Annotated in this window: 16 protein-coding genes; 12 read left to right on the top strand and 4 right to left on the bottom strand. The window is 71.1% G+C overall.

Annotated elements, in window-relative coordinates; all coding sequences use genetic code 11:
* Nucleotides 1-389: 389 nt before the first annotated feature.
* The 3 genes from AF335_RS00130 (at nt 390) to AF335_RS00120 (ending at nt 2,830) form a co-directional block, all read left to right on the top strand.
* Nucleotides 390-1,331 (top strand): heme o synthase, encoded by a 942-nt coding sequence (locus AF335_RS00130; protein WP_102916207.1) that lies wholly within the window; start codon nt 390-392, stop codon nt 1,329-1,331.
* Between the two features lie 25 nt (nt 1,332-1,356).
* Nucleotides 1,357-1,713 (top strand): hypothetical protein, encoded by a 357-nt coding sequence (locus tag AF335_RS00125; protein ID WP_102916206.1) that lies wholly within the window; start codon nt 1,357-1,359, stop codon nt 1,711-1,713.
* A 76-nt stretch (nt 1,714-1,789) separates the two neighbouring features.
* The gene (locus AF335_RS00120; RefSeq protein WP_102916205.1) at nt 1,790-2,830 is read left to right on the top strand and encodes an amidohydrolase; all 1,041 of its coding nucleotides are present in this window, start codon (nt 1,790-1,792) and stop codon (nt 2,828-2,830) included.
* Here AF335_RS00120 and AF335_RS00115 read toward each other — a convergent pair.
* The 3 genes from AF335_RS00115 to AF335_RS00105 all read right to left on the bottom strand — a co-directional run bounded on the left by AF335_RS00115 (nt 2,809) and on the right by AF335_RS00105 (nt 6,023).
* Entirely contained in the window at nt 2,809-3,804 is a 996-nt protein-coding gene (locus AF335_RS00115; protein WP_102916204.1) for a COX15/CtaA family protein, read from the bottom strand. The genes AF335_RS00120 and AF335_RS00115 overlap by 22 nt on opposite strands.
* A gap of 213 nt (nt 3,805-4,017) precedes the next feature.
* Nucleotides 4,018-4,797 (bottom strand): ABC transporter permease, encoded by a 780-nt coding sequence (locus AF335_RS00110; protein ID WP_102916203.1) that lies wholly within the window; start codon nt 4,795-4,797, stop codon nt 4,018-4,020.
* A 263-nt stretch (nt 4,798-5,060) separates the two neighbouring features.
* Nucleotides 5,061-6,023 (bottom strand): ABC transporter ATP-binding protein, encoded by a 963-nt coding sequence (locus AF335_RS00105; protein ID WP_102916202.1) that lies wholly within the window; start codon nt 6,021-6,023, stop codon nt 5,061-5,063.
* Between the two features lie 230 nt (nt 6,024-6,253).
* Between AF335_RS00105 and AF335_RS00100 the strand changes: the two genes are divergently transcribed.
* Genes AF335_RS00100 through AF335_RS00065 form a run of 8 tightly spaced genes read left to right on the top strand, consistent with a single transcriptional unit; the run spans nt 6,254 to nt 12,914 of the window.
* Complete coding sequence (locus AF335_RS00100) at nt 6,254-7,063, top strand: helix-turn-helix transcriptional regulator (protein WP_102916201.1); 810 nt, start codon at nt 6,254-6,256, stop codon at nt 7,061-7,063.
* Complete coding sequence (gene sufB / locus AF335_RS00095; protein ID WP_087928616.1) at nt 7,060-8,481, top strand: Fe-S cluster assembly protein SufB; 1,422 nt, start codon at nt 7,060-7,062, stop codon at nt 8,479-8,481. Before AF335_RS00100 ends, sufB begins: the two co-directional genes overlap by 4 nt.
* 59 nt (nt 8,482-8,540) lie before the next feature.
* Nucleotides 8,541-9,719 (top strand): Fe-S cluster assembly protein SufD, encoded by a 1,179-nt coding sequence (sufD, locus tag AF335_RS00090; protein WP_102916200.1) that lies wholly within the window; start codon nt 8,541-8,543, stop codon nt 9,717-9,719.
* Complete coding sequence (locus tag AF335_RS00085) at nt 9,716-10,039, top strand: bifunctional 3-phenylpropionate/cinnamic acid dioxygenase ferredoxin subunit (protein ID WP_102916199.1); 324 nt, start codon at nt 9,716-9,718, stop codon at nt 10,037-10,039. The genes sufD and AF335_RS00085 overlap by 4 nt, the downstream gene beginning before the upstream one ends.
* 7 nt (nt 10,040-10,046) lie before the next feature.
* A complete protein-coding gene (gene sufC / locus AF335_RS00080) occupies nt 10,047-10,814 on the top strand; it encodes a Fe-S cluster assembly ATPase SufC (RefSeq protein WP_102916198.1) in 768 nt (255 codons plus the stop codon).
* A complete protein-coding gene (locus AF335_RS00075) occupies nt 10,811-12,067 on the top strand; it encodes a cysteine desulfurase (protein WP_102916197.1) in 1,257 nt (418 codons plus the stop codon). The genes sufC and AF335_RS00075 overlap by 4 nt, the downstream gene beginning before the upstream one ends.
* A 32-nt stretch (nt 12,068-12,099) precedes the next feature.
* Nucleotides 12,100-12,555 (top strand): Fe-S cluster assembly sulfur transfer protein SufU, encoded by a 456-nt coding sequence (gene sufU, locus AF335_RS00070; protein WP_102916196.1) that lies wholly within the window; start codon nt 12,100-12,102, stop codon nt 12,553-12,555.
* A complete protein-coding gene (locus AF335_RS00065; protein WP_087928622.1) occupies nt 12,552-12,914 on the top strand; it encodes a metal-sulfur cluster assembly factor in 363 nt (120 codons plus the stop codon). The genes sufU and AF335_RS00065 overlap by 4 nt, the downstream gene beginning before the upstream one ends.
* 39 nt (nt 12,915-12,953) lie before the next feature.
* Here the strand turns inward: AF335_RS00065 and AF335_RS34305 are convergent, their stop codons facing one another.
* Nucleotides 12,954-13,121, bottom strand: coding sequence for a hypothetical protein (locus AF335_RS34305; protein ID WP_170127550.1), 168 nt, complete (start codon nt 13,119-13,121; stop codon nt 12,954-12,956).
* 30 nt (nt 13,122-13,151) lie between these two features.
* Here AF335_RS34305 and AF335_RS00060 point away from each other — a divergent pair, with 30 nt between their 5' ends.
* Nucleotides 13,152-13,517: a VOC family protein gene (locus AF335_RS00060; RefSeq protein ID WP_102916195.1), complete on the top strand. Its 366-nt coding sequence runs from the start codon at nt 13,152-13,154 to the stop codon at nt 13,515-13,517.
* Nucleotides 13,518-13,663: the final 146 nt, after the last annotated feature.

The raw sequence follows: 13,663 nt of genomic DNA, 5'->3' as shown, positions 1-13,663 counted from the left end.
CGCGTTTTCGACGCTCAGTCGGCCGCTCCGGCGCTCATCCGGCGCCTTTTCGACCGGCCGGTCCGACGCCCGGGGCAACCGGATCCGGATATGAAAGATTCCCGCAGCATTCCGCCGCGGGCGCGGCGGTCATGGGTACAGCCTGCCGGGGCGGCGGGCCGCGCGCCTCCCGAACGCTTCCGTTCTGTCATGTTCCCCGGGCCCGCGATCCGACGCGCGGTGGCCGCGCGTCCGGCGCCGACCGGCCGCGCTACGGCCTCAACACGACCCCACCCCGGCGGAGGCCGAGGTATCCCCTACGTCTAGAGTGGCGTGGTAAGCGCAAGCCTTTACGGGGGTTTCATCCACCCCGGACGTGCTTGCTGGCCTTATCTCTGTCAGGGGTGTGCGTGACGGCCGTCGAATCCCGTCCTGTGGGGGTGCTCGCGGAGAGCCCCGGTCACCGGCCGTTCGGGGCCCGTGCCAAGGCGTTCGTGGCGTTGACCAAGCCGCGGGTCATCGAGCTGCTGCTGATGACGACCGTGCCGGTGATGTTCCTCGCCGCGGAGGGCGTCCCCGATCTGTGGCTGGTCCTGGCCACCTGCATCGGCGGTTACCTCTCCGCCGGCGGCGCGGGCGCCTACAACATGTACATCGACCGCGACATCGACGCGCTGATGGACCGCACCGCGCAGCGCCCGCTCGTCACCGGAATGGTCTCGCCCCGCGAGTGCCTGGTCTTCGCCACCGCGCTGACCGTGGGTTCGACCCTGTGGTTCTGGTACCTGGTCAACCCGCTGTCGGCGATGCTCTCGCTCGCCGCCAACGTCTTCTACGTCGTCGTTTACACGATGATCCTCAAGCGGCGTACCGCGCAGAACATCGTCTGGGGCGGCATCGCGGGCTGCATGCCGGTCTTCATCGGCTGGTCCGCGGTCACGAACTCGGTCTCCTGGGCCGCCCTCGTGCTCTTCCTGGTCATCTTCTTCTGGACGCCGCCGCACTACTGGCCGCTGTCGATGAAGGTCAAGGACGACTACGAGCGGGTGGGCGTGCCGATGCTGCCCGTCATCGCGGGCAACAAGGTGGTCGCCAAGCAGATCGTCCTCTACAGCTGGGTGATGGTCGCGGTCTCGCTCTCGCTCCAGCCGCTCGGCTACACCAGCTGGTTCTACACCGTGGTGGCCGCGGCGCTCGGCGCGTTCTGGCTGAAGGAGGCGCACGCCCTGCAGATCCGGGCGCGGGCCGGCGTCACCGGAGCGAAGCTCAAGGAGATGCGCCTCTTCCACTGGTCCATCACCTACGTCTCGCTGCTCTTCGCCGCCGTCGCCGTGGATCCCTTCCTCCATTAATTACCGGCGGGTAGCATCCGGTGTCATGGCAGACACCACGACGCAGGCCGAAGAGACCGCACCCGCCGCAGCCCCGGCCGACCGCAAGGCCCTCCGGCTCGCCCGGCAGATCACGGCCTTCGCCAAGAGCCACGGCGGCACCGCCGAGGGCCAGCTGGCGCACATCGCCCGCGGCAGCACCCGGATCGCCCTCGTCGGGGCCAACGGCGAGTGGGGCGTCCTCGTCGCCCCCTCCATGGAGACCGCGCGCAAGGCCGCGGAGGTCGCGGGCCTCACCCTGCACGACGACTTCGACGGCGAGTTCGCGGCCAAGGTCCGCACCGGCCCGTACGAATGGACCCGGATGGCGGGCCTCCAGCTGGGCGGTCCCGCCAATAACTGACGGGCCCGTCGGCCGTTAGACCCGCGGGGGCGGCCGTGTGCCGCCGAGGGGCGGGGCGGGGCACAAGGGGGCGGGGATGGACGGCATGCCGCCGATCGTCGATCAGCACAGCCACGGAGCCGTCCACGGCGAACTGGGGCTCGGCCGGTTCGAGACCCACCTCGCCGCGGCCGCCGGATCCACCGGCCCGGCGCCGCCCGGCACCACCTTCTTCGACAGCCGGGCCGGGCTCGCGGTGCTCCGCTGGTGCCCGCCGCTGCTGGGCCTGGAGCCCTTCTGCGCACCGGTCCGCTACCTCGCCCGCCGCCGTGAGCTGGGCGCCTACCGCGCCGGGCGGCTGCTGCTGCGCGGCGCGGGCATCGGCACCTTCCTGCTGGAGTCCGGCGCGCCCGGCGGCCTCACCTCCGCCGCCGAGCTGGCGCACGCCGCCGAGGGCCGGGCCCACGAGGTCGTACGCCTGGAGGCGCTCGCCGACCGGATCGGCGCGGACTGCGAGGGCGTCGACGCCTTCCTCTCCCGTACCGCCGAGGCGCTGCACACCGCCGCGCGCGGTGCCACCGCGTTCGCCTGCGCCGTACGGTCCTGCGACGGGAGGGCACCCGACGTGCCGGAGGTCCGCAGGGCAGCCGCCCGACGGCTCCGCACCGGACGTACGGGGCCTACGCCCGTCGACCAGGCGCTCGTCCGCCATCTGCTGTGGAGCGCCCTGGGAACCGGTCTGCCGGTGCAGTTGCACTGCCGGGACCCGCGCCGGCTGGCCCGCCTGCTGGCGGCCACGGCCGGGCTGGGCACCGATCTCGTGCTGTTCCCCGGCCCCGGCCACCATCTGCAGGCGGCCCGGCTGGCCGCGGCCCATCCGCACGTCTACGCGGACGTGGGCGCCCGGCCGGAGGAGGTCCTCCCCGAGGCGCCGTTCGGCAAGCTGCTGTTCTCCACCGGGGCGCGGGCGCTGCCCGAGCTGTACGTGGTGGGGGCGCGGTCGTTCGTCCAGGCCATGGGGCGGCTGATGGCCGAATGGGTCGCCGACGGGTGGTGCCGGTGGGCGGAGGCGCGGCGGATCGCCGGGCTCGTCGCGGCCGGCACCGCCCGTCGGGTCTACCGGCTGGAGGCGGCCTGAGCGGCGGGCCGGAGCGCCTCGGCCTCGCCGGCGGGCGAGGGCAGGGCGGCGAGCTCGCCGCGGTCGCGCAGCGACAGGAACACCCGGAGCACGGCGATCCACACCAGGCAGGAGCCGAGCATGTGGGCGCCGACGAGGAGCTCGGGGGAGTCGTTGAAGTACTGCACGAAGCCGATGAGGCCCTGGAGCAGCAGGACGGCCAGCATCTCGACCACCCGCCGGGCCGGTCCGGCGGGGGCCTGCACGGCCCGCAGCACGAACCACAGGGCCACGGTCAGGCCGAGCACGACGCAGACGAGGTCCACGTGCAGCTGGGTGATCTCGCGGACGTCCAGCGGGATGCGGTGGACGTCCTTCTTGGCGTCGCCCGCGTGCCGGCCCGAGCCCGTCACCACCGTGCCGACCACGATCAGCAGGGCGGTCGAGAGGACCAGCACCCAGCCGAGCTGCCGTACCGGACGGGCCACCAGGTCGCGCGGCTCCTCGTCGCCCTCGCAGGCGCGGCGCCACATCACCACGGCCACCGTCAGCAGTGCCGTCGCGGCCAGGAAGTGCGAGCCGACGATGTACGGGTTGAGGCCCGTGAGCACCGTGATGCCGCCGATGATGCCGTTGCTCGCGACGAGCCAGAACTGCGTCCAGCCCAGCCGGGTGAGGCTGCGCCGGCGCGGGGCACGCGCGCGTGCCGCCACGATCGCCACGCCGACGACCGCGCAGAGCACATAGGTGAGCATGCGGTTGGTGAATTCGATGACGCCGTTGATGCCCATCTCGGGCGTCGGGGTCAGGCTGTCGTCGGTGCAGGTCGGCCAGGTCGGGCAGCCGAGCCCCGACTGGGTGAGCCGCACCGCGCCGCCCGTCACGACGATGACCACGGCCATCACCACGCAGGCGAACGCCGCCCGCCGCACGAAGCGGGCGGAGGGCTGCCACCGGTCGGCGACGATCTGGAGGGGGTTCATCGAATTCGGCACGGAGTCATCGTAAGGGCCCGCTTGTGCATGGATTCACGAGGGGGTGGGCCGGGCGCGGCGGGGAGGAATCATCCCTGTTCAGAGGGGTTCGTCCGGCCGCCGTCACCCTTACGGTCGTACCTCGGTGGCTGCTGCCCTTACGGTCGCGCCTCGGTCGCCGTCACCCTTACGGCCGTGCCCCGGTGGCCGTCACCCTTACGGTCGCCTGCCCGCTCACTCCCAGCGGAAGAAGCGGGCCGCCGCGCCGAGGCCGAGCACGGACCAGACGGTCAGGATGCCCAGGTCGGCCCAGGGCATCGCCGCGCCGTCCCGCAGGACGTCCCGCAGTCCGTCCGAGAGCGCCGAGATCGGCAGCAGGCCCAGCACGGCCTGCGCGGCGTCCGGGAACTTCTCCAGCGGCACGATCACTCCGCCGCCGACCAGCAGCAGCAGGAAGACGAGGTTGGCGGCGGCCAGTGTCACCTCGGCCTTGAGCGTGCCGGCCATCAGCAGGCCGAGCCCGGAGAACGCGGCGGTGCCGAGGACGAGCAGCAGCAGGACGGCGAAGGGGTTGCCGTGCGGCGACCAGCCCAGCGCGAAGGCGATCACCGTCAGCAACAGGATCTGGAGCACCTCGGTGACCAGCACCGAGCAGGTCTTCGCGGCCATCAGCCCCCAGCGCGGCAGCGGCGACGCGCCGAGCCGCTTCAGCACGCCGTAGCGGCGCTCGAAGCCCGTCGCGATGGCCTGCCCGGTGAAGGCGGTGGAGAGCACGGCGAGGGCCAGTACGCCCGGGGCCAGGAAGTCCACGGCCTCGCCCTCGCCCGTGTCGACGATGTCGACGGAGCTGAAGAGGACCAGCAGCAGGGTCGGGATGACGACGGTGAGCAGCAGCTGCTCACCGTTGCGCAGCAGCATCCGGGTCTCCAGTGCGGCCTGCGCCCGGATCATCCGGGGGAGCGGCGCGGCGCCGGGCCTCGGGGTGAACGTCCCGGTCGTCGTGTCGGTGCTCATGCGCGCAGCTCCCTGCCGGTCAGCTCCAGGCTGGTGTCCTCCGGGGGGCGACCCCCGGACCCCCGGCCGGTCCGTGTGTCAGCCCTCATGCCCGCAGCTCCTTGCCCGTCAGCTCCAGGCTGGTGTCCTCCGGGGGGCGACCCCCGGACCCCCGGCCGGTCCGTGTGTCAGCCCTCATGCCCGCAGCTCCTTGCCCGTCAGCTCCAGGCTGGTGTCCTCCGGGGGGCGACCCCCGGACCCCCGGCCGGTCCGTGTGTCAGCCCTCATGCCCGCAGCTCCTTGCCCGTCAGCTCCAGAAAGACGTCCTCCAGCGTGTGGCGCTCGACCGCGATGCGGTCCGGCATGACCCCGTGCTGGGCGCACCAGGTGGTGACCGTGGCCAGCAGCTGCGGGTCGATCTTGCCGGTGACCCGGTACGTGCCCGGCGTCAGCTCCACGGCGGCGGAGTCGGCGGGCAGCGCCTTGAGGAGGGAGACGAGGTCCAGGCCGGGGCGGCCGCCGAAGCGGAGCGTGTTCTCGGCGCCGCCGCGGCACAGCTCCTCGGGGCTGCCCTGGGCGATGACCCTGCCGCTGTCGACGATGGCGACGTCGTCGGCCAGGGCCTCGGCCTCGTCCATGTAGTGCGTGGTCAGGACGACCGTGACGCCGTCGGCGCGCAGCTCCCGGACCAGGTCCCAGGTGGCGTGCCGGGCCTGCGGGTCGAGTCCGGCCGTCGGCTCGTCGAGGAAGACCAGCTCGGGGCGGCCGACGACGGCCATGGCGAGGGCGAGCCGCTGCTGCTGGCCGCCGGAGAGCCGCCGGTAGGCGGTGCGCCCGCAGCCGCCGAGCCCGAGCCGTTCGATCAGGGTGTCGACGTCGACGGGGTGTGCGTGCAGGGTCGCCGTGTGGCGCAGCATCTCCTCCGCGTGCGACCCGGGGTAGACGCCGCCGCTCTGCAGCATCACGCCTATCCGGGGGCGCAGGGCGGCGGAGTCCGCGACCGGGTCGAGGCCCAGGACGCGGACGGTGCCGGTGTCGGGGCGGCGGTAGCCCTCGCAGGTCTCGATGGTGGTGGTCTTGCCGGCGCCGTTGGGGCCCAGGACGGCGGTGAGCGAGCCGCGCGCGACGGACAGGTCCAGCCCGTCCACCGCGGCCTTCGGCCCGTACCGCTTCACCAGGCCGCGGACCTCGACCGCGGGCTCTCGGCCGGGGGTCCGGGGGGCGTCCCCCGGGAAGCTGCTGCGCATGGCGGGAAGTCTACGAACCCCGGGGCCGTCCGGACCGCCCCGGGGTGCTCGTAAGACAGTACGGACAGGCCCGGCGGGAGGGCCCGGCCCGCCCGGCCCGCACCGGTCCGGCGGCCGGTTTTGTGACGATCTTGGGCGTGGCGGTTAGGTGACCCTAAGTGATCGACGACACCGCCCGGCGGCCCGGACGAGGCTTGTCGCCTTCCCTGTAATTACGCAACAATGGTGTTGTGAAATACGCGAGCGAGGCTTCGCAGGACCCCGCGGCCCGGGTGGCCGCCGGGGCGGCGGCGCCTGCCGCCGAGCCCGTGCGCGAGGAGGACCGCGCTCACGACGAGCAGCGCGGCACCCGGAACCGCGTGGTCAGGTCCATCCTCGATCACGGTCCGTCGACCGCGGCCGAGCTGGCCCTGCGCCTGGAGCTGACCCAGGCCGCCGTCCGCCGCCACCTCGACACCCTCGCCGCCGAAGGCATCGTCGAGCCCCGCGAGAAGCGCGTCTACGGCGCTCGTACGCGCGGGCGCCCGGCCAAAGCCTTCGCGCTCACCGACTGCGGCCGCGACGCCTTCGACCAGGCGTACGACAAGCTGGCCGAGGACGCCCTGCGCTGGATCGCTCAGGCGGCCGGCGGCGGCGAGATGGGCGAGGCGGCGGTCGCCGCCTTCGCGCGCGCCCGGATGGCCGCCCAGGCCGAGGGCTATCGCGAGGCCCTCCAGGCCGTCGGCCCGGAATCCCGCACGGAGGCCCTTGCCCGGGCATTGACCGCGGACGGGTACGCTGCTACAGCGCGTAGCGCACCGGTCGGCGAACAGCTTTGCCAGCACCACTGCCCGGTCGCCCATGTCGCCGAGCAGTTCCCGCAGCTGTGCGAGGCGGAGACCGAGGTCTTCTCCCGCCTGCTCGGGACCCATGTGCAGCGTCTCGCCACCATCGCCCACGGCGACGGTGTGTGCACGACGTTCATCCCGCGCGGCGAAACGCGGCGCACCACCAAGACCACCACAGCATCCGCCAGCACGGCCGGGAGGAACCCCGCATGACTCTCCCCACGGAGACTGCCCACCCTGAGCTCGAGGGCCTGGGCACGTACGAATACGGCTGGGCCGACTCCGACGTGGCCGGTGCAGCGGCCAAGCGCGGCCTCTCCGAGGAGGTCGTCCGCGACATCTCCGCGAAGAAGTCCGAGCCGGAGTGGATGCTCAAGCTGCGTCTGAAGGGCCTGAAGCTCTTCGAGAAGAAGCCCATGCCGACCTGGGGCTCCGACCTCACGGGCATCGACTTCGACAACATCAAGTACTTCGTGCGCTCCACCGAGAAGCAGGCCGCTTCCTGGGAGGACCTGCCCGAGGACATCAAGAACACCTACGACAAGCTGGGCATCCCGGAGGCCGAGAAGCAGCGCCTCGTCGCCGGTGTCGCCGCCCAGTACGAGTCGGAGGTCGTCTACCACCAGATCCGCGAGGACCTGGAGGAGCAGGGCGTTCTCTTCCTGGACACCGACACGGCGCTCAAGGAGCACCCGGAGATCTTCCAGGAGTACTTCGGCACCGTCATCCCCGTCGGTGACAACAAGTTCGCCTCGCTGAACACCGCCGTGTGGTCCGGTGGCTCCTTCATCTACGTCCCGCCGGGCGTCCACGTCGACATCCCGCTCCAGGCTTACTTCCGTATCAACACGGAGAACATGGGCCAGTTCGAGCGCACCCTGATCATCGTCGACGAGAACGCCTACGTGCACTACGTCGAGGGCTGCACCGCCCCGATCTACTCCTCCGACTCGCTGCACAGCGCCGTCGTGGAGATCATCGTCAAGAAGGGCGGCCGCTGCCGCTACACGACCATCCAGAACTGGTCGAACAACGTCTACAACCTGGTCACCAAGCGCGCCGTGGCCTACGAGGGCGCGACCATGGAGTGGGTCGACGGCAACATCGGCTCCAAGGTGACCATGAAGTACCCGGCCGTCTACCTGATGGGCGAGCACGCCAAGGGCGAGACCCTCTCCATCGCCTTCTCCGGTGAGGGCCAGCACCAGGACGCCGGCGCCAAGATGGTCCACATGGCGCCCAACACCTCCTCCAACATCGTCTCCAAGTCGGTGGCCCGAGGCGGCGGCCGCACCTCCTACCGCGGCCTGATCGAGATCGGCGAGGGCGCTCACGGCTCCAAGTCGAACGTCCTCTGCGATGCCCTGCTGGTGGACACCATCTCCCGGTCGGACACCTACCCCTACGTCGACGTCCGCGAGGACGACGTCTCCATGGGCCACGAGGCGACCGTCTCCAAGGTCAGCGACGACCAGCTCTTCTACCTGATGAGCCGCGGTCTGACCGAGTTCGAGGCGATGGCGATGATCGTGCGCGGCTTCGTCGAGCCGATCGCCCGCGAGCTCCCCATGGAGTACGCCCTGGAACTCAACCGGCTGATCGAGCTGCAGATGGAAGGCGCGGTCGGCTGACACCCGCCGTCCGGACCGCAGCGACCCCTTTGTGACAGGAAGAGAGCACGACGACAGTCATGGCCGATAACACTCCCGCCGGCAGCACGACCGACGGCGCCATCCAGGTGGGCGGGCCCCAGCAGCCCATCGACGCGCGCGTCAGCGCCCCCGCCTCGTACGACGTCGCGGACTTCCCCGTGCCGCACGGCCGCGAGGAGGAGTGGCGGTTCACCCCGCTGGCGCGCCTCCGCGGCCTGCACGACGGCACCGCGGTCGCGGACGGCGGCGTCAAGGTCGAGGTGACCGCCCCCGAAGGCGTCACCGTCGAGACCGTCGGCCGTGACGACGCCCGCCTCGGCCGCGCAGGCAAGCCGGTCGACCGCGTCGCCGCCCAGGCGTACAGCTCCTTCGAGAAGGCGTCGGTCGTCTCGATCCCCAAGGACACCGTGCTCACCGAGCCCGTCCTGATCTCCGTGCACGGCGAGGGCGGCGTCGCCTTCGGCCACCAGGTCGTCGAGCTCGGCGCCTTCGCGGAGGCCGTCGTCGTCCTCGACCACACCGGCGACGCCACGCTCGCCGCCAACGTCGAGTACCTCATCGGCGACGGCGCCAAGCTCACTGTGGTCTCGGTCCAGGACTGGGACCCCACCGCGGTGCACGCCGCCCAGCACACCGCGCTGATCGGCCGCGACGCCTCCTTCAAGTCCGTGATCGTCACCTTCGGCGGCGACCTGGTCCGCCTCCACCCCCGGGTCGTCTACGGCGCCCCCGGCGGCGAGGCCGAGCTCTACGGCCTGTACTTCACGGACCAGGGCCAGCACCAGGAGCACCGCCTCTTCGTCGACCACGACACCCCGCACTGCCGCAGCAACGTCGCCTACAAGGGCGCGCTGCAGGGCAAGGACGCCCACGCGGTGTGGATCGGCGACGTGCTCATCCGCGCCGCCGCCGAGGGCACCGACACCTACGAGCTCAACCGCAACCTCGTCCTCACCGACGGCGCGCGCGTCGACTCCGTGCCCAACCTGGAGATCGAGACCGGCGAGATCGTCGGCGCCGGCCACGCCTCCGCGACCGGCCGCTTCGACGACGAGCAGCTCTTCTACCTGATGGCTCGCGGCATCCCCGCCGACGAGGCCCGCCGGCTGGTCGTCCGCGGCTTCTTCGCCGAGCTCGTCCAGCAGATCGGGATCCCGGAGCTGGAGGAGCGCCTCATCGGCAAGATCGAGGCCGAGCTGGAAGCGGCGGTGGCATGAGCGAGACCTTCGTACGCGCCTGCGGCCTGAGCGAGCTCGAGGACGACACCCCCAAGCGGGTCGAGCTCGACGGCACGCCGGTCGCGCTCGTCCGCACCGAGGGCGAGGTGTACGCGATAAACGACATCTGCTCCCACGCCAACGTCTCGCTGTCCGAGGGCGAGGTGGAGGACTGCGCGATCGAGTGCTGGCTGCACGGCTCCAGCTTCGACCTGCGCACCGGCAAGCCCTCCGGCCTGCCCGCCACGCGCCCCGTCCCCGTATACCCCGTCAAGATCGAAGGGGACGACGTGCTCGTCTCCGTCACCCAGGAGTCCTGAGTTCCCCATGGCAACGCTTGAGATCCACGACCTGCACGTCTCCGTCGAGGCCGAGAACGGCCCCCGCGAGATCCTGCGCGGCGTCGACCTGACCGTGAAGCAGGGCGAGACCCACGCCATCATGGGCCCCAACGGCTCCGGCAAGTCGACCCTGGCGTACTCCCTGGCCGGTCACCCCAAGTACACGATCACCGGCGGCACCGTCACCCTCGACGGCGAGGACGTCCTGGAGATGTCCGTCGACGAGCGTGCCCGCGCCGGCGTCTTCCTCGCCATGCAGTACCCCGTCGAGGTGCCCGGCGTCTCGGTCTCCAACTTCCTGCGCACCTCCGCCACCGCCATCCGTGGCGAGGCCCCCAAGCTGCGCACCTGGGTGAAGGAGGTCAAGGAGGCCATGGAGCGCCTCAACATGGACCCCGCCTTCGCCGAGCGCAACGTCAACGAGGGCTTCTCCGGCGGTGAGAAGAAGCGCCACGAGATCCTCCAGCTGGAGCTCCTCAAGCCGAAGATCGCGATCCTCGACGAGACCGACTCCGGCCTCGACGTCGACGCCCTGCGCCAGGTCTCCGAGGGCGTCAACCGCGTCCGTGAGACGGGCGAGGTCGGCACCCTGCTGATCACCCACTACACGCGCATCCTGCGCTACATCAAGCCCGACTTCGTCCACGTCTTCTCCGGTGGCCGCATCGTCGAGTCCGGCGGCGCCGAGCTCGCCGACAAGCTGGAGAACGAGGGCTACGAGGCGTACAGCACGAAGGGTGGCGTAACCGCGTGACGATACTGCCGGGCCTCCTCGACACCGAGGCGATCCGTAAGGACTTCCCGATCCTGGACCGCACGGTCCACGACGGCAAGCGGATCGTGTATCTGGACAGCGCTGCCACCTCGCAGAAGCCGCGCCAGGTGCTCGACGCGCTCAACACGTACTACGAGCGCCACAACGCCAACGTCCACCGCGGCGTGTACACCATCGCCGAGGAGGCCACGGCGCTGTACGAGGGCGCGCGCGACAAGGTCGCCGCGTTCGTCAACGCGCCCAGCCGCGACGAGGTGATCTTCACCAAGAACGCCTCGGAGTCGCTGAACCTCGTCGCGAACATGCTGGGCTGGGCCGACGAGCCCTACCGCGTGGACCACGACACCGAGATCGTCATCACGGAGATGGAGCACCACTCCAACATCGTCCCGTGGCAGCTGCTCTCGCAGCGCACCGGCGCGAAGCTGAAGTGGTTCGGCCTCACCGACGACGGCCGGCTCGACCTGTCCAACATCGAGGAGATCATCACCGAGAAGACCAAGGTCGTCTCGTTTGTGCTGGTATCCAACATCATGGGCACGATCAACCCGGTCGAGGCGATCGTCCGCCGGGCCCAGGAGGTCGGCGCGCTCGTCGTCATCGACGCCTCCCAGGCCGCCCCGCACATGGTGCTGGACGTCCAGGCCCTCCAGGCCGACTTCGTGGCCTTCACCGGCCACAAGATGTGCGGCCCGACGGGTATCGGCGTCCTGTGGGGCCGCCAGGAGCTCCTGGAGGACCTGCCGCCCTTCCTCGGCGGCGGCGAGATGATCGAGACCGTCTCGATGCACTCCTCCACCTACGCCCCGGCGCCGCACAAGTTCGAGGCGGGTACGCCCCCGATCGCCCAGGCCGTCGGCCTCGGCGCCGCGGTGGACTACCTCTCGGCGATCGGCATGGAGAACATCGCCCGCCACGAGCACGCGATCACCGAATACGCGGTGCGCAGGCTCCAGGAGGTCCCGGACCTGCGGATCATCGGCCCCACCACGGCCGAGGACCGCGGCGCCACCATCTCCTTCACGCTCGGTGACATCCACCCGCACGACGTGGGCCAGGTCCTCGACGAGCAGGGCATCGCGGTCCGGGTCGGCCACCACTGCGCGCGGCCGGTCTGCCTGCGGTACGGAATTCCCGCGACCACGCGAGCGTCGTTCTATCTGTACTCCACTCCCGGCGAGGTCGACGCCCTCGTCGAGGGCCTGGAGCACGTACGGAACTTTTTCGGTTGATTCAGACCCTCTGCTGACGGACGAGGCTGACTGTGAAGCTTGATTCGATGTACCAGGACGTCATCCTGGACCACTACAAGCACCCCCACGGGCGGGGCTTGCGGACCGGCGACGCCGAGGTGCACCACGTCAACCCGACGTGCGGTGACGAGATCACGCTGCGCGTGCGGCTCTCCGGCGAGACGATCGAAGACGTCTCGTACGAGGGACAGGGCTGCTCCATCAGCCAGGCCAGCGCCTCCGTGCTCAATGACCTGCTGGTCGGCAAGGAGCTTGCCGAGGCGCGCCGGATCCAGGAGACCTTCCTGGAGCTGATGCAGTCCAAGGGCAAGGTCGAGCCGGACGACGAGATGGAGGAGGTGCTGGAGGACGCGGTGGCGTTCGCCGGCGTCTCCAAGTACCCCGCCCGGGTGAAGTGCGCGCTGCTCAGCTGGATGGCGTGGAAGGACGCGACAGCGCAGGCGCTGTCCGAAGGGAAGACCGCATGAGCGACGAACTGGAGACGACGACCGCCGAGGCGGCCGCCGTGACGACGAAGCCGGCCTCCGAGGAGGAGGTGCGCGAGGCGCTGTACGACGTGGTCGACCCCGAGCTGGGCATCGACGTCGTCAACCTCGGCCTGATCTACGGCATCCACGTCGACGACGCCAACATCGCCACCCTCGACATGACGCTCACGTCCGCGGCCTGCCCGCTGACCGACGTCATCGAGGACCAGGCGAAGTCGGCCACCGAGGGCATCGTCAACGAGCTCCGGATCAACTGGGTCTGGATGCCGCCGTGGGGCCCGGACAAGATCACGGACGATGGCCGTGAGCAGCTCCGGGCGCTGGGCTTCAACGTCTGAGGTCCGCCGCATCTCGCGCAGCCCGCTTCCTGACAGGTGTCAGGCGGCGGGCTGCTGCTGTGTGAGGCGGCGGCCGTGGGCGCCGGTGATGTCCGACGGGGCCGCGCGGGCCCGCGCGTACCGCCCCCGCACCGGTCCGCCGGGCGGCCGGCCCATGAGCGTCCTGGTGCGCGGCCCGGCCCCGGGCGGCGGGAAAAAGCTGGTCACGGTGCCCGTCGCTCCCCCAGACTGGCTCTCATGGCTTCTTCGCTCTACAGCATCGTGATCGATGCCCACGATCTGCGCTCGCAGGCCCGCTTCTGGTGCGAGGTCCTGGACTGGCAGGTCCTCTACGCCGACGACCTGGAGATCACCATCGGCGCCGACACATCGGCGACGCCGGGTCTGACCTTCGTGCCCGTGAAGGAGGACAAGGCGATCAAGAACCGGTTGCACATCGACCTCAACCCGGACGACCGCGACGCCGAGGTGGAGAGGATCCTCGCGCTGGGCGCCCGGCGGGCGGACGTCGGGCAGAGCCCGGACGTGACCTGGGTGGTCCTGGAGGATCCCGAGGGCAACGAGTTCTGCGTCCTGGCCCCCAAGACCTCCCTGACCGGCTGAGCCCGGGGCCGTCCCCGCCGCGCGCTCCGCGGGCCGGGACGGGCGCCCTGGCGGCCGGGGAGCGGGCCCCGGCCCCGGGGCGGTGCGGGGCCGGGCCGGGGCCTCGGGCGGCCGCCGGGCCGGGCCCTTCCGAGTTCGCCTTGAGG

The sequence above is a fragment of the Streptomyces eurocidicus genome, from assembly GCF_002891295.1.
Taxonomy (GTDB): domain Bacteria; phylum Actinomycetota; class Actinomycetes; order Streptomycetales; family Streptomycetaceae; genus Streptomyces; species Streptomyces eurocidicus.
This window is presented reverse-complemented; position numbering and strand designations above follow the sequence as displayed.